General features: G+C 61.2%; 22 protein-coding genes and 1 pseudogene. 9 read left to right on the top strand and 14 right to left on the bottom strand.

Features of this window, described 5'->3' with window-relative positions; genetic code table 11:
- The first annotated feature begins 472 nt into the window (after positions 1-472).
- A complete protein-coding gene (locus tag AWB64_RS16265; protein WP_341845223.1) occupies positions 473-1162 on the top strand; it encodes a nucleoside 2-deoxyribosyltransferase in 690 nt (229 codons plus the stop codon).
- Between the two features lie 6 nt (positions 1163-1168).
- Here the strand turns inward: AWB64_RS16265 and AWB64_RS16270 are convergent.
- The 6 genes and pseudogenes from AWB64_RS16270 to AWB64_RS16295 all read right to left on the bottom strand — a co-directional run bounded on the left by AWB64_RS16270 (position 1169) and on the right by AWB64_RS16295 (position 9998).
- Positions 1169-2067: pseudogene (locus AWB64_RS16270) on the bottom strand (DMT family transporter).
- A gap of 146 nt (positions 2068-2213) precedes the next feature.
- On the bottom strand, positions 2214-3452 hold the full coding sequence (locus AWB64_RS16275) for a CaiB/BaiF CoA transferase family protein (protein WP_244164088.1): 1239 nt from the start codon (positions 3450-3452) through the stop codon (positions 2214-2216).
- 1 nt (position 3453) lies between these two features.
- Complete coding sequence (locus AWB64_RS16280) at positions 3454-4236, bottom strand: enoyl-CoA hydratase/isomerase family protein (protein WP_060856459.1); 783 nt, start codon at positions 4234-4236, stop codon at positions 3454-3456.
- A gap of 11 nt (positions 4237-4247) precedes the next feature.
- Positions 4248-5540 (bottom strand): MFS transporter, encoded by a 1293-nt coding sequence (locus AWB64_RS16285; protein WP_060856460.1) that lies wholly within the window; start codon positions 5538-5540, stop codon positions 4248-4250.
- 198 nt (positions 5541-5738) lie between these two features.
- A complete protein-coding gene (locus tag AWB64_RS16290; RefSeq protein ID WP_060856461.1) occupies positions 5739-8762 on the bottom strand; it encodes an FAD-binding and (Fe-S)-binding domain-containing protein in 3024 nt (1007 codons plus the stop codon).
- A 15-nt stretch (positions 8763-8777) separates the two neighbouring features.
- Positions 8778-9998, bottom strand: a complete 1221-nt coding sequence (locus AWB64_RS16295; protein WP_060856462.1) for a pyridoxal-phosphate-dependent aminotransferase family protein — start codon at positions 9996-9998, stop codon at positions 8778-8780.
- A gap of 157 nt (positions 9999-10155) precedes the next feature.
- Here AWB64_RS16295 and AWB64_RS16300 point away from each other — a divergent pair, with 157 nt between their 5' ends.
- From AWB64_RS16300 to AWB64_RS16310, 3 genes are all read left to right on the top strand, one after another.
- On the top strand, positions 10156-10884 hold the full coding sequence (locus AWB64_RS16300) for a GntR family transcriptional regulator (protein ID WP_060856463.1): 729 nt from the start codon (positions 10156-10158) through the stop codon (positions 10882-10884).
- 240 nt (positions 10885-11124) lie between these two features.
- Positions 11125-12234: a porin gene (locus tag AWB64_RS16305; protein ID WP_060856464.1), complete on the top strand. Its 1110-nt coding sequence runs from the start codon at positions 11125-11127 to the stop codon at positions 12232-12234.
- 2 nt (positions 12235-12236) lie between these two features.
- Positions 12237-13280: a nucleoside hydrolase gene (locus AWB64_RS16310; protein ID WP_060856465.1), complete on the top strand. Its 1044-nt coding sequence runs from the start codon at positions 12237-12239 to the stop codon at positions 13278-13280.
- Between the two features lie 12 nt (positions 13281-13292).
- On the opposite strand, the gene AWB64_RS16315 is transcribed toward AWB64_RS16310, so the two are convergent.
- A complete protein-coding gene (locus AWB64_RS16315) occupies positions 13293-14201 on the bottom strand; it encodes a LysR family transcriptional regulator (protein WP_060856466.1) in 909 nt (302 codons plus the stop codon).
- 92 nt (positions 14202-14293) lie between these two features.
- Here AWB64_RS16315 and AWB64_RS16320 point away from each other — a divergent pair, with 92 nt between their 5' ends.
- The 3 genes from AWB64_RS16320 to AWB64_RS16330 all read left to right on the top strand — a co-directional run bounded on the left by AWB64_RS16320 (position 14294) and on the right by AWB64_RS16330 (position 18136).
- Entirely contained in the window at positions 14294-15643 is a 1350-nt protein-coding gene (locus AWB64_RS16320; RefSeq protein ID WP_060856467.1) for an NCS2 family permease, read from the top strand.
- A 29-nt stretch (positions 15644-15672) separates the two neighbouring features.
- Positions 15673-16776 (top strand): adenosine deaminase family protein, encoded by a 1104-nt coding sequence (locus AWB64_RS16325; RefSeq protein ID WP_060856468.1) that lies wholly within the window; start codon positions 15673-15675, stop codon positions 16774-16776.
- Positions 16777-16864: 88 nt separating this feature from the next.
- Entirely contained in the window at positions 16865-18136 is a 1272-nt protein-coding gene (locus tag AWB64_RS16330) for an MFS transporter (RefSeq protein WP_060856469.1), read from the top strand.
- Between the two features lie 12 nt (positions 18137-18148).
- On the opposite strand, the gene AWB64_RS16335 is transcribed toward AWB64_RS16330, so the two are convergent.
- Positions 18149-19198, bottom strand: coding sequence for an AraC family transcriptional regulator (locus AWB64_RS16335; RefSeq protein WP_060856470.1), 1050 nt, complete (start codon positions 19196-19198; stop codon positions 18149-18151).
- A gap of 354 nt (positions 19199-19552) precedes the next feature.
- On the opposite strand from AWB64_RS16335, the gene AWB64_RS16340 reads away from it, so the two are divergent.
- Positions 19553-19837 carry a hypothetical protein gene (locus AWB64_RS16340; RefSeq protein WP_060856471.1) on the top strand — a complete coding sequence of 95 codons (285 nt, stop codon included), beginning with the start codon at positions 19553-19555 and terminating at the stop codon, positions 19835-19837.
- Between the two features lie 94 nt (positions 19838-19931).
- Here AWB64_RS16340 and AWB64_RS16345 read toward each other — a convergent pair whose 3' ends face one another.
- Positions 19932-20330 (bottom strand): FKBP-type peptidyl-prolyl cis-trans isomerase, encoded by a 399-nt coding sequence (locus AWB64_RS16345; protein ID WP_060856472.1) that lies wholly within the window; start codon positions 20328-20330, stop codon positions 19932-19934.
- Between the two features lie 169 nt (positions 20331-20499).
- Here AWB64_RS16345 and AWB64_RS16350 point away from each other — a divergent pair, with 169 nt between their 5' ends.
- On the top strand, positions 20500-21654 hold the full coding sequence (locus tag AWB64_RS16350; RefSeq protein ID WP_060856473.1) for an epoxide hydrolase family protein: 1155 nt from the start codon (positions 20500-20502) through the stop codon (positions 21652-21654).
- A gap of 15 nt (positions 21655-21669) precedes the next feature.
- Here AWB64_RS16350 and AWB64_RS16355 read toward each other — a convergent pair whose 3' ends face one another.
- The 5 genes from AWB64_RS16355 to AWB64_RS16380 form a co-directional block, all read right to left on the bottom strand.
- A complete protein-coding gene (locus tag AWB64_RS16355; protein WP_060856474.1) occupies positions 21670-22149 on the bottom strand; it encodes a ferritin-like domain-containing protein in 480 nt (159 codons plus the stop codon).
- A gap of 119 nt (positions 22150-22268) precedes the next feature.
- Positions 22269-22448 (bottom strand): hypothetical protein, encoded by a 180-nt coding sequence (locus AWB64_RS16360; protein ID WP_060856475.1) that lies wholly within the window; start codon positions 22446-22448, stop codon positions 22269-22271.
- A gap of 413 nt (positions 22449-22861) precedes the next feature.
- Positions 22862-23617 (bottom strand): AAA family ATPase, encoded by a 756-nt coding sequence (locus AWB64_RS16370; RefSeq protein WP_060856477.1) that lies wholly within the window; start codon positions 23615-23617, stop codon positions 22862-22864.
- A gap of 66 nt (positions 23618-23683) precedes the next feature.
- A complete protein-coding gene (locus AWB64_RS16375; protein ID WP_060856478.1) occupies positions 23684-24037 on the bottom strand; it encodes a DUF1428 domain-containing protein in 354 nt (117 codons plus the stop codon).
- Positions 24038-24142: 105 nt separating this feature from the next.
- Positions 24143-25150, bottom strand: a complete 1008-nt coding sequence (locus AWB64_RS16380) for a 2-dehydropantoate 2-reductase (RefSeq protein WP_060856479.1) — start codon at positions 25148-25150, stop codon at positions 24143-24145.
- Positions 25151-25358 lie beyond the last annotated feature (208 nt).

Genomic DNA, 25358 nt, shown 5'->3' on the forward strand with positions numbered 1-25358 from the left:
CGCTTTTTTTGCGCGACTGCTTTTGCCACGTCGGCATCGCAGCTTCTGCCTGCCATGGACTCAATCGGTGTGTTCAATATCTGTCTATCAAACAAATAACGCAGGCGGTCTTTATTAATCCCCGAACTGCCCCGTTGACATGTGCCGGGCTGCCGCAAAACATGGCCCGCGCATGCACGTATTCTAAGCTTGCTTAACACCCGATAACCAGTCAAGCCAAGTGAATCAGTGGTGAATCGCCTCTAACCTGGCTCGGCGGATTTTAACCGGGCCGTCTTCTTCGAGACAGGATCGTGTCTAGATTCGATTACGCGTTATCGGGGTTATCGGCGTGAATGCGATAATCTTGAGCCGTTAATATGCACGTCCAATTCCGCCAGCCACGCTGGTATGGCTTGACTCACGAAAGCTTCGCGTTTCTACTAACGCCCCTGTCAGGAATTGCTTGCCCCATGCGGTGCTGAGGAGAACAATGCGCGGCCCCACCAAAAAACAACTGTCGTTAGTCGAACTGGTCGACCAAGGCCTGAGCGTCGAGGAGATTGCGATGCGCACGGGCAAGCTCGTGGCATCGGTTCACAAACAGTTGAACCGGGTCCGGCGCAAAGTGCGCGAGGGGCACTTTGCGCCCGCACCGCTGCCTATCGAGCTGGCAGCGGCGACGCCGCGCATCTATCTTGCCGGTTTCGACGTTTTCCGTTCCGACGCCATGAGTCACGGCGAGACGCTCAAGGCGATGTGCCAGTCGCGCGGGACGATAGGCTTGTATCCGCTTGACGGGCAGGTTCCCGGCGAGCTGGATCATCTCGGCAAGGCGCAATGGATTTGCCGCGCAAATATGGAAGCGATCCGTTCGGCGGATATTGTCATGGCGAATCTCAACGACTTCCGCGGCGCTGGAGAGCCGGACAGCGGCACCGCGTTCGAGGCGGGATTTGCCGCCGCGCTAGGCAAACCAATATGGGCTTACACCGGCGATAACCGCACGCTGATCGAGCGTGTATCGGTTAAAAAAGACGGCGGCGCTTCTTATTGCGCCAACGGCTTTGTGGTCGAGGATTTCGGCTTGAAGTTCAATCTCATGCTTGCGTGTTCAGCACGTATTGTCGTAGGCGGCCCGGAGGATTGTCTCGACGCGATGGCCGCGGAGGGACTGATTTAAATTGCTTTAAACAATGGGACCATCGGCCTGCTGGCGCCGGATAGCAACCATTATGGAACTCCCTACAATCAGCACAATACCGGCAAGCGACACCATGCCTATGGTCTCGCCCCACGCCACGTAGCCAAAGATCGCGGCCCACACAATGCTCGTGTAGTTATACGGCGCGAGCGCGCTGGCATCGGCTTGGCGGAAAGCCATGGTCATCAGCAATTGACCCGTGCCGGCGAGGACGCCGACCAGCGCCAGAATTGCGAGCGAATCCAGCGTGGGCGGCGTCCAGGCGAACATCAGCGAGAAGCCGCTGACCACCGCGCCAATCAAAGTGAAGTAAAGCACGGTGACGCCGGAGTCATCGCTTGCGCGAAGCCGCTTGATCTGCAAGATCGACAACGCGCCGAATATCGCGCTGAGAATCAACAGCAACGGACCAAGCAACTCGTCTGATCGCTGCTCGGACGCACGACCAGCAACACGCCAATAAAGCCGATGGCCGCCGCGCCCGCATCGCGCCGCCTCAACGTTTCCTTAAGCAGCAAGGGGGCCAGCGCGATCACGAAAATCGTCTCCGAATAGACGATGGCAACGGCCTCGCTCAACGGCACGTAAGGCAAGCCGGCAAAGAAAAGTCCAAGCGCGCAAAGCAAGGTGATCGCCCGCAGCGTCTGCGCCTTGATGTCAAGGTTCATCAAGCGTCGCGCCAGCGGTTTGCTGCTTTGAAGGCTTATGACGATAGCGGGCAGCAGGCCGAAAACCATCCGGAAGAAGGTTACTTCGTTCGCTGGATAGCGAAGGCTGAGCGACTTCGCGAGAGCATCGACCAACGCAAAGCAAAGCATGGCGGCGAGAATCTGCGTGACGCTGCGCAGCGGCACGGCTTTGCTTTGCGCGATCGAAAGAGGCATGAGGTTCACGTTTCCCGGGTAAAACGGCGGCTTTGAACACCGCATAGCTTAGCACCGGGAATTCGCGAACAGAACCGCGTATTCGCTCAGCCGGCCCGCTGTGTCGGCTGGCGTCAATCCGTTGTCGTTTTAGGGTTTTGCCGCGCTCAGGCCGTTATATCGCTGCCTAGAATCGCGCCCTCGTCCTTCAGCGCACTGATGCGTTCATCGGAGAAACCATATTCGCGCAGCACTTCCCACGTATGTTGCCCCAAAAGCGGCGCGGGCACGGGGGATTGCGTGCGGCCATCGGAGAAATGAATTGGCAGACCCAGGCCGCGCATTCGTCCTGCTAGCGGATGCGTCGTTTCCACGATCATCCCGCGCGCCAGCGCCTGCTCGTGCGCGACCGCTTCCGGCACACCAAGCACCGGACCCGACGGCAAGCCGATTGCATCGAACATCGCGAGCCATTCGCTTGTTGTCCGCTCGATCAGCCGGTTCGTCAGGATCTCCACCAGCACGCCGCGATGCTTCATGCGCCCGGCATTGGTCTTGAAACGCTCGTCGTCAGCCAGGCCCGGAATATCCAGCGCGCCGACCAGGCGCTCGTAGTTGCTCTGGTTCGCCGCACCGATATTCACCCAGCCATCGCTCGTGCGAAACGCCTGATAAGGCGCGCTCGTCGGATTCGCCGAGCCTGCTTTCGGCAACACGGTGCCGTCGGCAAAATAGTTGGCGAAGGCCCAATACATCTGCTGCAAACCCGCTTCGAACAGCGATGTGTCGACCATCTGCCCCAGGCCAGTTCTCTGCTTGCCCGCATACGCCGCGCAAATGCCAAGCGCCGCGAGAATGCCCGCATTGATGTCGGTCACGGGCGAACCGGCCTTGATCGGCGCCTGTCCCGGTTCGCCAGTCATGCTCATCAAACCGCTCATGCCTTGCGCGATGAGGTCGAAGCCGCCTTTATCGGCCATCGGACCGCTGCGCCCGAAGCCCGATATCGCGCAATAGATCAGCCCGGGATTGTCAGCCTTTAGCGCCTCGTAACCCATGCCAAGTTTTTCCATCGTGCCGCGCCGATAGTTCTCCGTGACCACGTCGGCCGTAGCAAGCATCTTGCGCAGTACTTCACGTCCGCCATCGGTTTTCAGGTTGATCGCGACACCGCGTTTGTTGCGGTTCACGATCATGAACGACGCCGATTCACCGCCCTCCAGAATAGGCGCGAAGCGGCGGCAATCGTCGCCGCCGGGAATCTTTTCGACCTTGATGACGTCCGCGCCCATGTCGGCGAGCATCATGCCGCAAATGGGTCCGGACATGATGTGCGCGAGTTCGATCACACGCATGCCGGCGAGCGGTCCCGGGCTTTTACTATCGGATGTTTCGTGTTCTGCCATATCAACGCCCCTTGAATTCCGGTTTGACCTTGTCGAGGAAGGCCTGATAGCCGGTGCGGAAATCTTCCGTGCCAAAGCACGCGAAACCTTCATCGCGTTCTGCGTCGGTGAGCGGCGCCGGGTTCATTGCGCGCTTGACGAACTGCTTGTGCCAGCGCGCGACAAGCGGAGCACCATCGGCAATACGGCGTGCGGTTGCCAGCGTCTCGTTTGTCACCTGATCGTCGGGAACGATTCGGGTGACGAGGCCTTTCGCGAATGCCTCTTCTGCATCGAAGATACGGCCCTCGAGCAATATCTCCAGCGCCACGGCGCGGCCGGCAAGCTGCACGAGCGCGTCCAGTTCCGCATGCGCCATCACGAGGCCCAGGTTCTTGATTGGCACACCGAAGCGGCTCGATTCGCCGCAAATGCGCAGGTCGCACATTGCGGCAATTTCAAGTCCACCGCCCACGCATATTCCGCGAATCATCGCGACGATCGGATGGCGGCACGCATCGAGCGACGCCAGCGTGCGATGCATGATCGCGCCATACGCACGCGCCTGTTCCACGTTGGACCGGTCGGTGCGAAACTCCGCTATGTCGTTGCCCGGCGAGAACGCTTTTTCTCCCGCGCCGCGAAGGACGATGCAGCGCAGGGCGTCATCGGCGGAAAGCGTGTCGATGGTTTCGCCCAGCGCTTGCCAGAGCGGCTTGGTCATCGCGTTGAGTTTCGCTGGCCGGTCGATGACAACCGTAGCGATGGTCTCCTCACGCTCGACTCGAATGGAAGCGTCAGTCACGTCGTCTCCTCTTATACGAACTTGCGCAGCGGCTCGGCGTTCTCGCCTGCGGCGGGTACGTCCGCGAGCATCCGGTCCGGCCGCATGGTGAACGAGAGCACGATGCCAACCGCCATCAGGATCATGGATACCGTGAACGGCAGGTTCCAGTTCCCCGTCCGGTCGATAAGAAATCCGCCTGCAACCGGGCTGATGATCGCGGCCAACGCCGAACCTGAATTCATGATGCCGCTGGCAGTGCCCGCATGTTTCGGCGCGATATCCATGGGCACGGCCCACATCGGTCCGATCGTCATTTCGTTGAAGAAGAAGCCGCCGCTCAGGCACAGCGCCGCCAACGTGATCGACATGTTGGACACGAGCATGATTGGCGCAAGCGAGAGCAGCGTCAGCAACATGCACACGCCGACCATCACGTTGCGCGCGAGGCGAAGGTTCTTACTGCGCCGCAAGATGCGATCCGTCACCGATCCACCCAGCCAGTCGCCCAGCACGCCCGCAAAGAAAACGCCTGAAGCAAAGAGCGCGGACTTGCCCAACTGCATGTGGTAGTTGTGAAGGAAGTACTGCGGAATCCATCCAAGGAAGAGCCACAACACCCAGCCATAGCAGAAGTAGACGGCCGTGACCGGCGCCATGCGTCCGAGCAACGCACGCCACGGCACGGGCGTTCTCTGCTTCACGCCGGAGAACGATGAAAGCGTCTCGCACTCGGCGTCGGTGATGGCGCTATGTTCGCGCGGGTTATCGCGGAAATAGAAGATCCACACGACCGCCCAAAGAAAGCTCACGATCCCCGTCACAATGAACGCGCCGCGCCAGCTTGTCGCAATCATCAGCCACACGATCAACGGCGGCGCAACGGCGTTGCCAATGCGCGATGCCGCGTGCGTGACGCCTTGGGCAAAGCCGCGTTTATCGGCGGGCATCCAGTTCGACATGGCGCGCGTGGCGGTCGGGAACGTCGCACCTTCGCCCAGTCCAAGCAGCAAGCGCGCAATGATCAGTGATATGAACCCGCCGGACAGTCCCGTCATGACCGTTGCGCCCGCCCAGATCACGGCGCATACAGCGAGTGTCCGACGCGGCCCGAACCTGTCGCCAACCCATCCGCCGATGATCTGGAACACGAGATACGGATAAGCGAATGCAGAGAAAACAAAACCAATTTGCGTATGCGACAAATGCAGTTCCGCGCCGAACTGCGAGGCTGCGGTGCTGACATTGACTCGGTCGACATACGTGATGAAATACATGGCGCACAGCAGTAGCAAAACGCGCGTCGTAGCTCGACGGAACATCATCGTCTCCTTGATTAGTGCGTGCTTCATCGCGACGCCCTGGAGCGCCTGAAGCGAACTGCATCCGGAACTTCGAAAAGCCTTAGTGGTTGGGTATGGCAGCGGTGCTGCGAATCCTGGGCTTGCGCGGTCGTGTCATGCTTGTCTCCAGTGCGCGAACTTCTGAATACGTCCGCTATGTGTACGAAGCGATTCCGGCTTTCAAGAATTCTTTAGCGCGGACGCAAGAACGCGGGCAACGTGCATTGCCTTCGCATTCGTTCCGTCGGCTATTTGATGGCGGCAACTGGTGCCGTCGGCAACAATCAGCGCGCCTGCCGCCTTGCGTATGGCAGGCAGCAGCGACAACTCGGCCATCGCTTTGGACGCCGCATAGTGTTCAGCTTCATAGCCAAAACTGCCGGCCATTCCACAACACGACGATTCGATCACCTGCACCTCCAGCGAAGGAATCCAGCCAAGCACGGCCTGAACCGGGCGAAATACATCGAATGCTTTTTGATGACAGTGGCCGTGCACGAGCGCCTTTGGATTGGCGATCGATTTCAACGAAAGCCGCAAGCGCCCCGCCTGTTTTTCCTTCACCAGGAATTCTTCGAACAGAAACGATGTCTGCGCGAGCTTGCGCGCTTCCTCGCCATAGCCATAGTCGAGGAATTCATCGCGAAATGACAGCAGGCACGAAGGTTCGAGACCCACGACAGGCACGCCGCGTTCAATGAACGGCCGCAGCGTATCGAGCGTGCGGCGCGCTTCGGCTTTCGCTTCATCGACTTTTCCCGCCGACAAAAACGTGCGTCCGCAACACAGTGGACGTTCGCCGTCTTTCAGGTTCAGATGGACGGTATAACCCGCGGCCTCCAGCACCTGCTTGGCCGCGCGTGCATTGTCCGGCTCCATGTAGTTGTTGAACGTATCGACGAACAGCAGCACTTCCTTGCCATTGACCGAGGGCGGCAAAGGCTGTTCAGCCGTCGATAAAAACGCTGCAACGAACTTCGGGAACGCGCGTTCAGGCGCAAGGCCAAGACGCGTCTTGAGCCAGCCGGCGACCCGCGGCAGACGTTCCACCGAACCGAACAACGAAGGCACGCGGCTCGCATAAGGCGCATACCGCGGCATGAATCCCACCAGCCGATCGCGCAAGCGCAGTCCGTTCTTCGCGGTCCACGCAGCGCGCGCCTCGATCTTGATCTTCGCCATGTCGACGCCCGTCGGGCAATCGCGCTTGCAGCCCTTGCACGACACACACAGATCCAGCACGTCTTTCACGTCCTGGCTTGCGAGCCCTTCGTCGCCGAGTTGCCCGCTGATCGCGAGCCGCAACGTATTCGCGCGGCCACGCGTCACATGCTGCTCGTCCTTTGTGATCCGATAACTCGGGCACATCGTGCCTGCATCGAACTTGCGGCAATGGCCATTGTTGTTGCACATCTCGACCGCTTTCGCGAGACCGCCGGTGCGGTCGTCGCCAGTACCCTCCGGCGTTTCGTCGCCGGTCAGCGGATCACGCGTCACGTTCCATTGCGACCAGTCGAGTTGCGTCTTGAGCGCCCGTTCACGGTACGACGGCGGGAAACGGAAGTTGCTCGCGTCGTCCATCTTCGGCGGGTTCACGATGCGATCCGGACTCATGCGATTCTCGGGATCGAATAACGTCTTGATCTCGCGGAACGCCTCATTGATTCGGGGTCCGTACTGCCATGCGACCCATTCGCCACGACACAAACCGTCGCCGTGTTCGCCCGAATAAGCGCCCTTGTATTCGCGCACCAGCGCCGACGCTTCTTCCGCGATCGCGCGCATCTTTTGCGCGCCGTCGCGGCGCATGTCCAGAATCGGCCGCACGTGCAGCGTGCCCACGCTCGCATGGGCGTACCACGTGCCTTCGGTATGGTGCTTGTGAAAGACCTCGGTAAGACGTGTCGTGTACTGCGCGAGATGCTCGAGCGGCACCGCGCAATCTTCAATGAACGAAACCGGCTTGCCGTCGCCCTTCATGCTCATCATGATATTGAGCCCGGCCTTGCGCACTTCCCACAGGGCCTTTTGCTGCGCGGCCTCGGGCATCTCGACAACTGAACCGGGCAAGCCGAGATCGCCCATCAGTTCAACAAGCTGCGCAAGCTTGGCGAGTTGCACGGCTTTATCGGCGCCTGCAAACTCGACCAGCAACACCGCTTGCGGCTGACCCACCAGCGCCTTTTCAATGACCGGCCGAAACGCCGGATTGGACATCGAAAGATCGATCATGGTGCGATCGACGAGTTCCACCGCAACCGGACCCAGCTTGACGATGTGCTGCGTCATGTCCATTGCGTCGTAGAACGTCGGGAAGTTCACGACGCCCAGCGTCTTGTGTTCCGGGAGCGGCCAGAGCTTCAACGTGAGCCGCCGGCTGAACGCGAGCGTGCCTTCCGAGCCAACCAGCAGATGCGCGAGGTTCGGTTCGCCATTGGCGCTGAAGGGCAACGGGCTTTGGCAATCGAAGAGATCGATGTTGTAGCCCGCCACGCGCCTCAACACCTTCGGCACCTGCTCGCGGATTTCATCGCGTTCGCGTTGTGCGATGCGTTGTATGTCTTCAATCAGGGAGCGCATGCGCGCATCCGGGGACATCGCGCTCAAAGCGCCGAACGCCGCTTGATGACCGTCAGCCAGCACGGCGTCGATGGACGCAACGTTGTGCACCATGATCCCGTATTCCATGGAACGGGAGCCACACGAATTGTTGCCCGCCATGCCGCCGATCGTGCACTGCGCACTTGTCGATACATCCACGGGAAACCACAAGCCATGTGGTTTGAGCCACGCGTTCAGATGATCCAGCACCACGCCCGGTTCCACTGTCACGGTGCGCGCTTCGGCGTCGAAATCGACAATGTTGTTGAGCCACTTGCTTGTATCGATAATCAGCGCTTCACCAATCGTCTGCCCGCACTGGCTCGTTCCCGCGCCGCGTGCGAGCACGGGCGCACGGGCGTCGCGCGCTATGTCCAGCGCGAGCAGCAAGTCGGCCTGGTCGCGTGGCACGACAACGCCCATCGGCATGATCTGATAGATCGATGCATCGGTCGCATAACGGCCGCGCGCCGCGCGGTCGAACAGCACGTCGCCTTTCAGCTCGCGGCGCAATCGCGCGGCGAGCGGAGAAAGCGTGGCCCTGGCCGATTCCGGCATCAGGTGGATCGGCTGGACGAGTGCTTCGGGGGATCGGGTCAGCATCGCTCTGGCGTATTCTCAGGCAGCCGCTTTCAAGGCGGGCGCCGCGGCGTTGTTCGTCAGGTAGTCCATTGCCGCGAGCACGCCGCTTGCCGCGAGTTTCACGCCTGCCAGCTTGAGACCCATCTCGCAGCCTGAAAGCGTCGCCATCAATGTGAGGTCGTTGCAGTCGCCAAGGTGCCCGATGCGAAACATGCGGCCCTTCAGCTTTCCGAGTCCCGTACCCAGCGACATGTCGAACTTCTCGTAGATCAGCTTGCGGACCGCGTCGGCGTCCACGCCTTCAGGCGTCATCACGCCCGTCAGCACCGGCGAATACACAGCCGGATCGGCGCACTGGATCTCGAGGCCCCACGCGTTCACCGCCGCGCGGCACGCCGCCGCCAGCCGCTGGTGACGCGCAAAGACGTTGTCGAGGCCTTCGTCGCCGATCATCTCGAGCGCTTCCGACAAGCCATATAATAAGTTCGTATTCGGCGTGTACGGCCAGTAACCACTCTTGTTCATCTCGATGATTTCATCCCACGCCCAGAACGCGCGCGGCAGCGTGGCCGTCTTGCCCGCCTCGATCGCCTTCTTCGATACCGCGTTGAAGCTGATCCCCGGCGGCAGCATCAACCCTTTTTGCGAGCCGGACACGGTGACGTCCACGCCCCATTCGTCATGCCGGTAATCCGCTGAAGCGAGCCCGGAAATCGTATCGACGAGAAACAGCGCCGGGTGGCCCGCCGCGTCGATCGCCCGGCGCACCGCCGCGATGTCCGACGTGACGCCCGTCGATGTCTCGTTGTGCACAACGCAGACCGCCTTGATCACGCGCTGCGTGTCTTCGCGCAAACGGGCTTCGATCATGTCGGCCTGCACGCCGCGCCGCCAACCTTCAATGCCGGGCAAACCGAGAAACTCCGGCTTGAGTCCGAGGTTCTCGGCCATTTTTTTCCAGAGCGTCGCGAAATGGCCGGTCTCGAACATCAGCACCGTGTCGCCGGGGCTGAGGGTATTGCACAGCGCCGCCTCCCATGCGCCCGTGCCCGACGCGGGATAGATCACCACGGGTTGCGCGGTCTTGAAGATCGCCTTGATGCCGTCGAGCACCTTCAGCCCGAGCGCACCGAATTCCGGCCCGCGATGGTCGATGGTCGGATAACTCATCGCGCGCAGGATGCGGTCGGGCACGGGGCTCGGCCCAGGAATCTGCAGGAAATGGCGACCGGCGGGATGGAAATCGAGCTTCAACATGATGCGTCCTTTGAATTTTGCATGCAAAATACTCTAACGCAGCGTTGCATCGACTGAAAGCGATAAATGCTTGTTTTTCTTAGGTGAAAACCCGTCCCTAGGGTTTTCTGGGAGCGGCGCGGTAAAATCGCGTCAACAGAATGACTAGAGGTATTGCATGCAAAATGATCGTGTCGCGGATCGCGAATTCACGCTTCCCAAAGTCGAGCGGCAACGTCTGCACGACACGGTGGTCGATCACCTGCGCAATTTCATCGTGGAAGGGCTGCTTGCGCCGGGCATGAAGTTGAACGAGCGCACGCTGTGCGAGACGCTCGGCATTTCGCGCACGCCGTTGCGCGAGGCGTTGAAGGTCCTTGCGTCGGAGGGTTTGATCGACATCCTGCCGAACCGGGGTGCATCGGTTTCACAGATGAGCGACGCGGAGATTCGCGAGACGTTCGAACTGATGGGCGGACTCGAAGCGTTTTCGGGGGAACTCGCGTGCGAGCGCATCACGCCTGCCGAACTCAGCGACATCAAGGCGTTGCACTACGCCATGCTCGCCTGCCGCGAGCAGAACGATCTTTCCGGGTACTACAGCCGCAATCAGGCTATCCACGACAAGATCAACAACGCCGCGCGGAACTCCGCGTTGCGGCAGACGTATGTATCGGTGAACCGGCGGTTGCAGGCGCTGCGATTCCGCTCGAATTTCCAGACCACGAAGTGGGACAGCGCGATCCGCGATCATGAAGCCATGATCGCAGCCCTCGAATCACGCGATGGAAAGCGCATGGCCGAAATCATGCGCGCACATTTGATGGCGAAGCGCGACGCGGTGCTCGCCGAGCGGACCATGACAACCGTGAAGCCGATTTCTGAAGGCGGGACGTTGCCGGGATGATCGAGCCCGCAACGCCGCCTTGCATGACACCTGCGGCACATAGACCCGCGCGCCTCTGAAGATCTAAAACGCACCGCCTAAGCGGATGCGTCACGCCCCTCGTATAAATCCATTTGATGGGATCATAAAAATTCATAATTATTTTTATGGTTTTCAGCTTTGTACAGTCCGATGCACTCGCCACGCGCCACGAACCCAAAAAGGCGCGACGAACACATTTCACACGCTCATCGGACCACCATGAAACTACTCAAGCTTGCTCCTCTCGCAATGCTCGGCGCGTTCACCGCCACGTCGTATGCGCAAAGCAGCGTCACGCTCTACGGCCTGATTTCAGGGGGAATCGGCTTCGCGACGAACCAGGGCGGACACAACGCGTATCAGGCGCTGAGCGGCACGAACCAGAATCCGCGCTGGGGCCTGAAGGGGCGTGAGGACCTGGGCGGCGGCTTGAGCGCGGTCTTCCAGCTCGAAAACGGCTTCAACATCATGACCGGCACGGCCGCGCAAAATGGCCGCGAGTTCGGCCGCCTCGCCGCCGTGGGTCTATCGGATAAAAAGTACGGCACGCTGACCCTCGGCCGCCAGTACGACGCCATTCACGACTACATTGGCCCGGTGATCATTGCGAGCAACGGCGTGAATATTGGCGATAACGACAACGGCTACAACGACATCCGCATCCAGAATTCGGTGAAGTACGTGAGCCCCGATTATCGCGGGCTGAAGGCAACGGCCATTTACGGCTTCAGCAATTCAACCGGTTTCGGCGACAACAACGCCTACAGCTTCGGCATTGGTTACGAGCATGGTCCGCTGCGCTGGAGTGCGGTCTACGCGCAATACAACCATCCGTTCAGCAGCACGAATTCCGACGGCGCGATCTCGAACGATTATTCGTCGCCCATCCTGATCTTCGATAAAAGCGCGACCAATCCCTCGGTGTTCGCGAAGAAGCAGCGCATTGCCGGCACGGGTGGTTTCTACACAATCGGCAAGGCCCAGTTCGCAGCGCTTTTCACCGATGTCCATTACGATTACCTCGACAACTCGCACCTGCACTTGCAGAACTTCGGCGTGAACGTGGTGTACACCATGACGCCTTCGCTGTTCCTCGGCGCGGCGTACGGCTACACGGACGGCAAGTACGACGTCATCAACCAGAAGCCCGCGTGGCATCAGGTCAACTTGCAGGCCGACTATTTCCTCTCGAAGCGCACGGACGTGGCATTGACCGTGATCGGCCAGCAAGCCGCCGGGGACGCGCAGCACGCGCAGATCTTCGCCTTCGCGCGCTCCACGACCACGCGCCAACTGGTCGCCACCCTCGGCATGCGCCACGTATTCTGAACATGAGCCAGACTTCGAGTTTTACCCGACGCAGTTTCCTGAAGGCATCGGCTGCGCTGAGCGCTTCAGCTTTGTTCAACCCGCTCGCGCATGCGGCGGGCGAGCGCCGCACGGTGATCATCGACTGCGATCCGGGTCAGGACGACGCCATCGCCATCCTGTTCGCGCTCGGCGCGCGCGACCGGCTCGACGTGCGCGCGTTGACCGCCGTGGCGGGCAATGTGCCGCTGAACCTGACGGAGCGCAACGCGCGCATCATCCGCGACTGGGCGGGCGCCACGAAAACACTGCCCGTCTATGCGGGCTGCCCGCGTCCGCTCATGCGCGAACTGATTACCGCCGCGAACGTGCACGGCAAGACCGGGCTGGAAGGCGTCGAACTGCACGAGCCGCTCGGCGCGCTTGGCGGCCAGCACGCGGTGGCGTATCTCATCGATACCTTGAAAGCCGCGCCGCCGAAAAGCGTCACGCTGTGCGCGATCGGACCGCTCACGAACATTGCGACCGCGCTGACCGAAGCGCCCGAAATCCGCGACGCGCTACGCGAAATCGTGCTGATGGGCGGCGCGTTCTTCGAGCGCGGCAACATCACGCCGGCCGCCGAATTCAACGTGTATGTCGATCCGCAAGCGGCGAGCATCGTGTTCTCGAGCGGCGTTCCGATTGTCGTGCTGCCGCGCGATGTCGCCGTGAAAGCGCCGATCACGCCGGCTCGCATTGCGCCGATCCGCGCGATTGGCAACCGCTGCGGCGCGATTGTCGCGGACATCATGGCGGCCGAAGTGAAGTACCAGAAAGGCCGCCGGGGCGTGGAAGAAGCGCCGATGTACGATCCCACCGCCGCAGGTTATCTGGTCGATCCGAGCCTGTTCAAAGGCAAGCTGGTGAACGTGGTGGTCGAAACAACCGGCCAATGGACGCTGGGTGAAACGATCGTCGACTGGTCAGGACATAGCGGGCGGACGCCCAACGCGACGTGGATCACGGATGTCGATGCCGACGCGTTCTACGCTGCGCTGCGCGCCAGCATTGCGACGCTGCCTTGAGCCGCGCGGAGCTTAAATGTGCGCGGCGACAAAGTCCCAACACGCTTTTACGTGCGGGCCGCGGTCGACGCCTGCCAGGGAAATCAGCGCAATGGCGCGGGTGACGCGAGGTTTATCGAGTCGCAGCGCGATCAGTTCGGGGTCGTGCAGATGCAGGGTGTAAAGACTCGGCATGACCGCGATCGCGAGCCCGTTGCGCGCCAACGCATACAGCGGCTCGGTGTATTCCATGGTGTAGGTCACCGAGAGACGCAGCTTTTCGTCGCCGCTGGTTCTATGCAAGGTATCGCTCACGCTGCCGCGCACGAACACGGCAAGATCGCGGCCCACGAGCTTTTTCCACGGCACGGTCTTGAGCTTCGCGAGCGGGTCGTCACGCCGCACGACGACTACGATCTCGTCCTCGAAGACATCCCTGAAACGCAGGGCTTCGTGGTTCGCTTCCGGCTCGTGCACGCCAACGCCGATATCCGCCACGCCGTCGCGCACGGCGTCGATCAGCGCCGTGTTCGGCAAGTCGGTAAGCGTGAAGCGCAGCGCGGGCCGCTGTTCGCGAAAGGCGTTGAGCACGGGCAGCAAGCGTCCCGCCACCGACGGAATCATCGCAATGCGCACGGTCTGCAGCCGTTCGAGGAACGTGCTCGCCATGTCGTCGAACGTGCCGCGCGCGTGGTTCAGCAAGCGCTCGGCGAGCGGCAGGATGCTCGCGCCCGCGTCGGTGAGCGTCAGGCGATGCGCGGAGCGCAGGAACAGCGGGCCGCCGAGCAGGAATTCGATCTGACGGATCGCGGCGGTCAGCGCGGGTTGCGTGAGCGAGAGCGACTGTGCGGCTTGCGTGAAGCTGCGCGCATGCGCGAGCGCGACGAAGTACTGCACTTGCCGCAAGGTCAGCGCGGGCAACGGGCCTGAACGATCGGACATGAAGCGCTACCAGTTGGATAGATGCGCCGCAGTATAAAACGCGTGTGCGCCGGCCCGCGCTCAAGGAAAAAATAGTGAACAAGGAATCTTCGATGGCTTCTCCCGATGCAACCGTAACCCACAAGCCGGGCGGCTGGCTGGATCGCCGCTTTGCGTTGAGCGAGCGCAAGACCAGCGTGCGCGTCGAGACGCTCGCGGGCATCACGTCGTTCCTGGCGGCGGCGTATCTGCTCGTGGTGATTCCGTCATTGCTTGCCACCGGCGGCATGGATCGCGGCGCGGCGACGACCTCGACCATCATCGTGTTCGTCCTGAGCACGGTCCTGATGGGGCTTTATACGAACCTGCCATTCATTGTCGGGCCGGGCATTGGAGGGTCCGTGATCCTCGGCGTGACGCTTGCCGCCACGGAACATGTCGCGTGGCAAACCGGACTGGGCATTGCATTCGTCTCCGGACTGCTGTTCCTGATTCTCACGCTGGTCGGGGCACGAAGCCTTGTCGTGCGGTTGATTCCACAGCAGATCAAGCTGGGGCTGGGTGCATCGATCGGGCTGTTTATCGCGGTGCTGGGATTTCGCAACGCGGGCATGGTGATCGCGAACGCCAGGACCAATGCGCTCGCGCTCGGCGACTTTTCGCGTCCCGGCACAATTGTGGCGTTGATCGGACTGGCGGCCGCCGTGGTGCTGCAGGGCCGGAAAATCCCCGGCGCGATTCTCTGGGCAATCCTGATTGCCGCGGCTGCGGGCGTGCCGCTCGGCGTCACGCATCTGCCGTCGACCATGATCTCCCTGCCGCACGACATCATGCCGGTCGCGTTCAAGCTGGACATTCCGGGCGCGCTGACGGTCGCGGCCATTCCGTATTTGTTCGTGTTCTTCGCCGCCGAGTTTTTCTCGACCCTCGGCACGACGCTCGCGGTCGGCGCAAAAGCCAATCTTCTCGATGAAAACGCCAACCTGCCGAACATCAATCGCCCATTCCTGGTCGATTCGATCGCGGCCACGCTCGGTCCCGTGCTCGGCATTCCGGCCTTGACCGCGCTGGTCGAATCCGCGGCGGGCGTGGAAGCGGGCGGGCGCAGCGGGTTTTCGTCGCTCGCGGCCGCGGCCATGTTCGCGCTGATGCTGCTGTTCGTGCCGGTCGCGCTCGCGATCCCGAAAGAAGCCACGGCGCCCGCGCTGATCCTGATTGGCCTGTCGATGTTCAGCACCATCCGCCACGCGCATTTCGATGATTTCACCGACGCTTTCCCGGTCCTTTCCATGGTCCTGCTCACGCTGATGTCGAACAGTTTCGGCACGGGCATTGCGGGCGGCCTGCTGTGCTTCGTGATCGTGAAACTGCTCGCCGGACGCTTCAAGGAAGTGCCGTGGGGTCTCGTCGTGCTGGCCATTCCGCTTGGGTATTACTTCTGGACCGTAGTCAAGCATCATTAATTTTCGCATCACCGCTAGTACCGGGAACCATGAAAGAAACGAACGAGACATACGGCAACGTGCCGGCTTCACGCACGGGAATAGAAATCACGGATGCGCACCGCGCATTTTTCAAGGCGATTCCGAAGGCCGAACTGCATTGCCATCTGTTGGGCGCGGTCCGCCACGAGACGTTCGTGGCGCTCGCGCAAAAGAGCCGTGCGCCGATCGAGCGCGCCGAAATCGATGCGTTTTATACGCGCGGCGACAAGCCTGTCGGCGTGTTGCGCGTGCTGCGTGCGCTCGACGAATACCTTCTAACGGGCCCGGACGACCTGCATCGGATCACGTATGAATATCTCGAGGACGCCGCCGCCCATAACGTGCGCCATGCCGAGTTTTTCTGGAATCCGACAGGAACGGTGCGTGTATCGAAAATTGAATACGGCGATGCGCAGGCGGGCATTGTCCAGGCGATCCGCGACGCGTCGCGCGACTTCGGCATGTCGGCCCGGCTGATTCCGAGCATTGACCGCGAAGCCGATCCGGACGAAGCAGTGGCGTTGGTCGAATGGATGAAAGCGCATTGCGCCGATGAAGTCGCCGGCATCGGCATTGATTATCGCGAGAACGACCGGCCGCCGGAATTGTTCTGGAAGGCGTATCGCAATGCGCGCGAAGCGGGGTTCCGGACGACCGCGCACGCGGGCGAATTCGGCATGCCGTGGCGCAACGTGGAAACGGCTATCGAGTTATTGAAAGTGGACCGGCTGGATCACGGCTATACGATTGTCGATAATCCCGCGCTCGCGGCGAAGTACGCCGCGAGCGGCATTGTCTTCACCGTGGTGCCGACCAACTCGTACTATTTGCGCACATTGCCGCCGGAGCACTGGGCCGAGCGGCATCCGATTCGCCGGATGCCGGAACTGGGCCTGAAGATTCATCCGAATACCGACGATCCCACGCTGCACAAGGTAAATCCGAGCGAAGCCTGGGAACTGATGTTCAGCCACTTCGGTTTTGGTCTGGATGATCTGCGCGGCTTCATGATCAATGGCATCGACGGCGCGTGGATCGACCCAGCCACGCGCGAAACGTGGCGCACGTCATGGCTCGCGGAATTCGACAACCTCGCGAAACCGTTAGCCTGAATGGTTGAATTTTTTATCGCGCGGGTGCTCGTGCGAAAACCCGCTTATCATCGCGCGTTGACGTTCAGACACACAAAGCACCGCGCGCATGCAACCAGCAGGTAACGAATCAACGCAGCCTTCCGGCACGAAGCCCGGGGGCATTGTCGTCGCGACGATCATAGGCAACGCGTTCGTTGCCTATGACTTTACGGTCTACAGCTTTTCGGCGCTGATTATCGGCCGGCTGTTCTTTCCGTCCAATAATCCGCTCTCCTCGCTCCTGCTTTCGCTGGGAACGTTTGGCGCGGGTTTTGTCATGCGTCCGCTCGGCGCGATGTTTATTGGCCATGTGGCAGGCACGCGCGGGCGCAAAACTGCCATGACGTGGTCGATCACGCTCATGACGCTCGGCACATGGCTGATCGCGTGCCTGCCGACTGTCGCGTCCATTGGCGTCACTGCAACGTGGCTGATGGTGATCGCGCGGCTGATGCAAGGGCTCGCCGCGGGCGGGGAGATCGGCCCGGCGTCGGCGGTGCTGATGGAATCCGTGCCGCACGACCGGCGCTGTTATCTGACAAGCTGGCGCGGCGCGAGCCAGGGCGCGGCGGCGTTCGCGGCCGCGCTGGTCGGCGCGATCACCACCGCGCTGCTTTCACCCGAAGCCATGCACGACTGGGGCTGGCGCATTCCCTTCGTGCTCGGCGGTTTCATCGGTCCGGTGGGATGGTATTTGCGGCGGCGCATGCCATCCGTCACCATCAACGCGCCCGAACGGCCGCGTTTCACCACCATCTTCAGGCAACACGCGCGCACGCTCTGCTGCGGCACGCTGATGATGGCCGCGCCGTCGGTTGGCATCTATATCACCGTGTTTTATATGCCGAGCTATCTGGTGCGCACGCTGCACCGGCCGGCTGCGATCAGCCTCCTGATCGCCAGTCTCTCCGGCCTCGTGATCCTGGTCGTCAATCCGCTCGTCGCGCGCATGGCCGACCGGCAGGCGAGCCGCAAGCCGATTCAGTACCTGATGCTCGCGATCTGCCTCGTGCTGACGTATCCCACGTTTCTCGCGCTCAAGACGGGCGTGAGCGACGCAGCCGCAACCGCGATCATCCTGGCGTACGTGGCTCTGGCGCTCAACAACGCGGGCGCGAGCACGGTCATGATGCTGGAAGCGTTTGCGCCTTCGCACCGCGCCGCCGCGCTTTCGATGATGTACAGCTTCGGCGTGACACTCTTCGGCGGATTTTCGCCGCTTATCGTGACGTGGCTGATCGCCGCGACCCGCAATCCGATGATGCCCGCGTGGTATCTGGTCGCCGCGACATGCATCACGCTGTTCGCGCTGTGGCGCTTTCCAGCGCCCGCGCGTTGATCTCGCGCTGAGTTATTTTCCGCCCGGCCCGTACGGCGACAACACGCCGGGTGTGCCCGCGCGCTGCAACTCGAAGGCGCGCACGCGCGCATCCTGCGGACTCATGCCGTAAGCGCGCCGGAACGCGCGCGTGAAATCCGACGCGCTCCTGAAACCCAGCCCGTAGGCAATATCGATGACTTGCAGGTTGGGAAAGCGCACCAGTTCGCCGGCCGCTTCCCGCAAGCGCCGGTTGCGGATGTACGCGCCCAGGCCGCCTTCATGCTCGAACCATCGATAAATCGTCGCGCGCTTGAGTTGCAGCGCTTCGACCACGCTCGACGGCGACAGCTCCGGCTGATGCAGGTTTGCCTCAATGTATCTGCGCACTTGGTTCAGCACAGCGACCTGGACCGCCGCGCGAGCGTCGCCGGAGAGACGCACCTGCTTGCGAAACGCGGCAATCAGCAGTTGCGTGGCGGCGTCTAGCTCGCCCTGCGCCTGCACGGCGCTCATGCGCGGCAGATGGCGCGCGAGCGCGTTGGCGTGGTCGAAAACGAGCTGGGTCAGCGGCGAGCCTTGCTCCACGATGCGGCCGTGGATTGAGTCCGCTCCGGGAAACGCCGCGTCCACCACTGCTTTCGGCGCAAAAAGTGTCAGCACATGGCAAGCGGGACGCTCGACGCGAAACGGCTGATCCAGATCGAACGCAATCATTCCGCCCGATGAATTCGCCGCGCTGCGTTTGGTGGGCGTGCCCGAAACCTGGCCCACGCCGCCTTCCACGAACAGATGGAACACGTAGTCGCGACGCATGTCGGCGGAAACTCTCGCCACCGAGCGCTCAAGCGTGAGCGCGTCCGTGCGTGAATCGGTAAAGACGATGTCGCCGGCCACGTATTTATCGATACGACCGCGAAAACCATCGGCGAGTTGCGACTTTGCGGGCGGCACGTCCACCACGTGCCCGACCCGTTCCCGCCATGCGAGCAACTGGCCGGTCCTCGCCACGCCGTGCGTACTGAACGTGTTGCGGGTAATGCCGGCAGAAAGCGCGTCGTCTGGAAGGAAGGGCGATGACATGTGCGTTGAGCGCCTGGGCGGGTCCTGGTGAATCAAAAATAGGCGCACGCCGGGGCGTCGCCAATTTAATTTTGAAAACTGAGACGTGGGGTAAAGCGGAGCAAAACCGCCGCGCTATGGTTGAGTTATTGAATCACCTTCCATCTCCCCATCTCGCGCCGACCCAAGCGTTTACGGCGGCAAGCGTGGGAATCGTAGGTTCGCGCTAAAAATCGCGCAGCGGTCTCCATTTTTCGTCGACCGCTGGGCGCGCGCTGCACGAATCGCTCGGCGGCGCCGCGCAATAATCGAACAAGGCACTATCACGGCCCCGTTAGAAACGGTGCGGCCGGTAAAGGTCGACGAGGTATTGGTATGAACGCCCAGAAGAAAACGCCGCGGCCCGGAACCGAAAATCTGCTGCCGGCAAGTTTAGCCGATCAGCGACTCGACCATCTGGAGCGCATGATCCGCACGATCGTGAAAAACAGCCCGGCTGGCGCCGTGCACGGCATGGACCCTGATTACTGGCAAAGCCGTATCCAGGCGCTTGTCGATGAAAGCAACCTGCTGGTCGTCCAGCAGCAAAGGGTGCGACGCCTGCTGACGGAACTCCAGAAGCGCGCGAAAAGCATCACGATGGACCGGTCGGCGGCCTAGGGCATCTTTGCCCTGGATGTACGGTCCGCCGCGCGCGTCTTCCAGGAAAAACACCGCGCAGGCGAACCGCCCAAGGCAGCTTGACGCGCCGCGCTCAGTTGCCGATCTTCAGCAGTTCCACTTCAAAGGTCAGCGTGCTGTTCGGCGGAATGGCGCCCACGCCGCGATCGCCATAAGCCGTGGCCGGCGGGCAAACCAGCTTGGCCTTTTCGCCGACTTTCATCTTTTGAAGGCCTTGGGTCCAGCACGGGACAACGCGTCCAAGCGGGAACGATGCCGGCGTGCCGCGTTTATACGATGAGTCGAATTCGGTGCCGTCCGCGAGCGTGCCGCGGTAGTTCACCGTGACCGTATCGGCGGCGGTCGGCTGTGCGCCCGTACCCGCCTTCAGTTGCGTGACGGTCACGCCCGAAGGCAGCGTTTCCGTAGCGGCGGCGGCATACGCCGATGAAGCAATCAAGACCATCGAAAGCAAAAGCGAAACTTTTTTCATAAAACGTCCAGAGTATTTCGTGGGTGAAATGGCGTGCCCGATCACTCGAATAACGCGAAATCGAGCCGGATACCATAGCACGGCCGTGGGGTTTCCAGACGTGTGCCGGGACGGTAACGCGGGAACTGCAGTAGCATCGGCGGCAACGAAAACCAACTTCGGTGCTGCCATGAACGTCACGCCTTTTCAGATAGCCATCTCCGATAGCGCGCTGCACGACCTTCAGGAGCGCTTGTCTCGCGTGCGCTGGCCGCACAGTCTTGCGGATTCGGGATGGAGCGAAGGAACGGATGAGGCGTTCCTCAAGCGCCTTGTCGACTATTGGCAAAATTCGTTCGACTGGCGCGCTCAGGAATCGCGGCTCAACGCGCTGCCGCAATTCACCACGGGTATAGACGATAAAACCATTCACTTCGTGCATCGGCGGGGAAATGGGCCGGCGCCGTTGCCGCTGATCCTCACGCATGGCTGGCCGGGATCGTTCATGGAAATGGAGGCAATCATTCCCCTTCTCGCCGATCCCGCCAGCCACGGCGGCGATCCGCGCGATGCGTTTGACGTCGTGGTGCCGTCGCTGCCCGGATATGGATTTTCGTCCGCGCCATGCGCGCCGGGTACGGGACCGTTCGAGGTCGCGCGCCTGTGGGCAGCGCTGATGAAGCGTCTTGGCTACGAACGGTTCGGCGCGCAAGGCGGCGACTGGGGTTCGAGCGTGTCCACGTGGCTGGCGTTCCAGAATCCGGAAAACGTGGCCGGGCTTCATCTGAATTACATTCCGGGGTCGTATCGGCCGCCGCTGGGTAACGGTGAGACGCCGCTTTTTTCGCCGGAAGAAACGCAATTTCTCGATACAGCCAAAACCTGGGCCGACGCGGAAGGCGGCTACGGGCACATACAGGGCACCAAACCTCAGACGCTCGCGTTTGGGCTGAACGACTCGCCAGCGGGTCTGGCGGCGTGGATAGTGGAGAAATTCCGCGGATGGAGCGATTGCGGCGGCGACGTCGAACGGGTGTTTTCGCTCGATGCGTTGCTGACGAACATTTCCATCTACTGGTTCACGGGCACGATAGGGTCATCGTTTCGCATGTATCTGGAGAGCCGGCGGCGGCCGGTGCATTTTGCGAGCGGACAACGCGTGTTGCCGCCGACCGGCATTGCGCATTATCCGCACGAATTGCCGATGCCGCCGCGCTCGTGGATCGAACGCGTCTACAATCTTCAGCGATACACCACCATGCCACGAGGCGGCCACTTCGCCGCCATGGAAACGCCGCATGAACTCGCGGAAGAGATCCGGACGTTTTTCAGGCCGCTGCGCTGAATCTCGAGCGCCGGACTACAGCAGATCTTTCGCCAGTCCGGCTTCGGGCAGCGTGGCGACGGCACCGGGCCGTCGCAGCATCTTGTCGACTTCGCCCGCGTGCAGTTCTTCCACGTGGATCATCTGCCGCGCGTATTCCTCGAGCGCTATCGAGCGGCCTTCGACCTGCGCCAGCAACGCCCGGTAGTGACCCAGCGCGATCTTTTCACTTTCGAGCGACTCGCGAAGAATGGAGCCTATGTCGAAGGTATGGGAATCGAGCAAAGGTCCGATTTCAAGCGACGGATACGCGCCGAGCGTCGTGATCCATTCGCCGGCCTGCTGCGCGTGCAGCAGAGATTCGTCGGCTTGTTCCCTCAACCACCCGACAATGGGAATGCGGCCGAAGCCGAATACGAGGAATGAATAGTGGGTGTATCGGACGACGCCGGCGAGTTCCGATTCGAGGATCTCGTTAAGAATTTCGACGACTCTTTGCTGATTGATTTCCGGCATCTTCGCCTCCAAAGGCGGGCACTGGTTCGCTCAGGACGGACAGCGTTTTTCATGGTGCGCCTCAAGCGGCGCGAAGATCAAGCGCGTTGCTTTGCGCGCCGCAGCAAAGCGGTGGGTGCTTAGAGTTCTTCCAGTCGCCGGTGTGCACTCACGGCAATCCCAAGCGGCAACACAACGCCCACCATCACGCCCAGCAGCGAACCGAACGCATGCGCCACCGCTGCGGGCGTCAGCAGTGAAAAATGCAAACCGCATATTGCCAGCCACGTCGCCAGGGTTTCAAAGGTTTGTATCAACATGACGCCGCCCCAGTTTGCCCCTTACTCACATCAGTTTGGATGGCTTCTTGGGCCGGTTGGACGCGTTGCCAGAGCACGGCCACGTGGTTTCTTTGGCCCAGATTGCCTAAACCTGCCTTCAGCAGCATGACAAGACGCGAAACAAATGGCGATGCAAAGCGGGACATGGCAGCAGTAATGAGCAGTTGTGCGTTTATTACCGCAAACATCACGCCCGGTCCTGCCACACCGCTCGATCTATTCTTCTAATAATTATCCGCCCTTGTCCCGTGGGGTTTTCGGCGGTTTTCGCGCAACGCGTATGGCTGGAAAACCTGCGCGGCGAACTGCGTTTTTATCGATCAAACCGTGCGCTTCGCCGCGTCTTTTCCAGGGCGGACGCTTTTCAGGTCATCCTTGCCGATGCCTGGCAATCACTTTTCATCGTCTAGAAGCGTGCGGATCATCCGCCCGGGATTCGCCATGAACGCGCGCATGATCTGGACGTGTTCGGTGTCGTCGTAATTCACGCGCGCAACGCCGTCGGCAGTGAACTGGTAAATCCACGCGTCCGGATAGGCCATGAGAACGGGCGAATGCGTGGCAATGACAAATTGCGAGTCGTCGCCCGCCAGGTCGTGGATGCGCGCCAGCGCGGCAAGCTGGCGTTGCGGCGAAAGCGCCGACTCGGGTTCGTCCAGCAGATACAGTCCCTTGCCGCCAAAGCGGTTCATCAACAGCGCGAGAAACGCCTCGCCGTGAGATCGCTCGTGCAGCGACTGCCCGCCGTAAGAGTTAATGACCGGAGGGCCAAGGCCGCCGGCGGCATCAAGATTTTCGATTTCCGTCGCGACGTTGAAGAAACTTTCGGCGCGCAGGAAAAATCCATCCCTCGGCTTCTTGAAGCCCTTGGCGACGCGAAGATACGCGTCGAGCGTGGAATGGGACGACCGGGTATCGAAGCGAAAATTCCGCGTGCCGCCTTCCGCGTTGAAACCCATGGAAACGGCAATCGCTTCCAGCAGCGTCGACTTCCCCGAGCCGTTTTCACCGACGAAAAACGTCACCTGCGGATGCAGGTCGAGCGTGTCCAGCGACCGAACCGCGGGAAGCGAAAACGGATAAGCATCGAACGAGTCGACCTTGTCCCGCTGCAATGTGATGCGGCTAATGTACTGGCTGGAAATCATGCGTGCGCGATGAGCTTGGCGAAGCGCTATCTTAGCGTGTCGCCAGGCCCGCGCCGGGCCCGCGCCTCACGCCTCCACGATCATTTCAAAGCCGCCGTAGATCATGCGTTTGCCATCGAACGGCATGGGATTCTTGTCGGGCTGCACGCGCGGATCGGCCATCACCGCTTTCATGCCGTCGTCGCGCGCCTGACGCGACGGCCAGAGGATCCACGAGAACACGACCGTCTCGTCGTCCTTGCGCTTGACGGCCATTGGAAACGAAGTCAGCGTGCCTTCCGGCACATCGTCTCCCCAGCACTCGACAACTTTCAGCGCGCCGTGCTCCTTGAAAACGCCCGCCGCCATCTGCGCGTGCTGCCGGAACGCCTCGCGGTTGGCCGTGGGCACGGCGGCAACAAATCCATCGACATAAGTCATGAAGCATCTCCTGTTCGATCATTCGAAAGAAGGAAGCACGCACAACGAGGCTGCGCGCTCCCTTACCTGACGACGAATGGCCTTGCAGGAAATCGACATGCCTTTTTAGCTGACCGGCGCGGGTTCGGGCGCTGGCGCCGGCACGTGCTGCGCAATCTGCTCGCGAAGCTTGATCAGCGCCAGCACCGTATCGATAGTCGGCGTTGCCTGCCCGACCAGCCGGCCCATTTCCTGCACCACGGTCAGCAACGGGTCGATTTCCATCGGACGATTGGCTTCCAGATCCTGCAGCATGGAAGTCTTGTGCGCGCCGACGGCACCCGCGCCGTCAATGCGCTTTTCGACATCGACGCGAAAATGCACGCCAAAACGTTCCGCGATGGACTTGGCTTCCAGCATCATGGTCCGCGATACATCGCGCGTTGCAGGATCGCTCGTGATCACGTCGAGCGTTGCGTGGGTCAGCGCGCTGATCGGATTGAAGCAGAGATTGCCCCACAGCTTGAGCCAGATCTCGTCGCGGATATTGTCGCGGATGGGCGCGTCGAGTCCGGCCGCCACCATGATTTCGCTCAGTTTCTGAATCCGCTCGGTGCGCTCGCCGCTCGGCTCACCGATAGGAAATTTTTTGCCGTACACATGGCGGATCACACCGGGTTCCGTGATCTCGGCTGCGGGGTACACCACGCAGCCAATCGCGCGCTCGGCTCCGAGTTGCTTCCACTGCGTGCCGCCCGGGTCGATGCTGTCGAGCGTGGTATCCGCAAACTCGCCGCCGTGCTTGTGGAAATACCAGTAGGGAATGCCGTTGACGGCGGTGACGATGGCGGTATCGGGACCCAGCAGCGGTTGCATTGCGCCGACCACGCCCGGCACCGAATGCGCCTTCAACGCAATGATCACGTAGTCCTGAACACCGAGTTCACGTGGGTCGGACGAACATCGCACCTTGACGGTCCGCTCGGTTCCGTCGATCTGCAGCCGCACGCCCTTCGACTGCATGGCCGCCAGATGCGGGCCACGCGCGACGAAACTGACATCCGCGCCGGCTAAAGCGAGTTGCGCGCCCAAGTACGCGCCGATCGCGCCGGCGCCATATACACAGATTTTCATCGGTCTCTTCCTGTTTTAAATAACGAATTCTGTCGGGCCGGACGAAAGCCTCAGTCCGGCTTCAGGCGATGCGAATATCTCGGCGCGTGGTTGAAAGCCGCTGTTTCGTTCATGCCGTGCGGCAGCGACGGTCTCCACGTCGCGCGCCGGCATCCTTATGGGGTGCGTTGACTGCTCAGGCTGAAACCATGATGGCAACCTTCATCCA

This window comes from Caballeronia sordidicola (assembly GCF_001544455.2).
GTDB lineage: Bacteria > Pseudomonadota > Gammaproteobacteria > Burkholderiales > Burkholderiaceae > Caballeronia > Caballeronia sordidicola.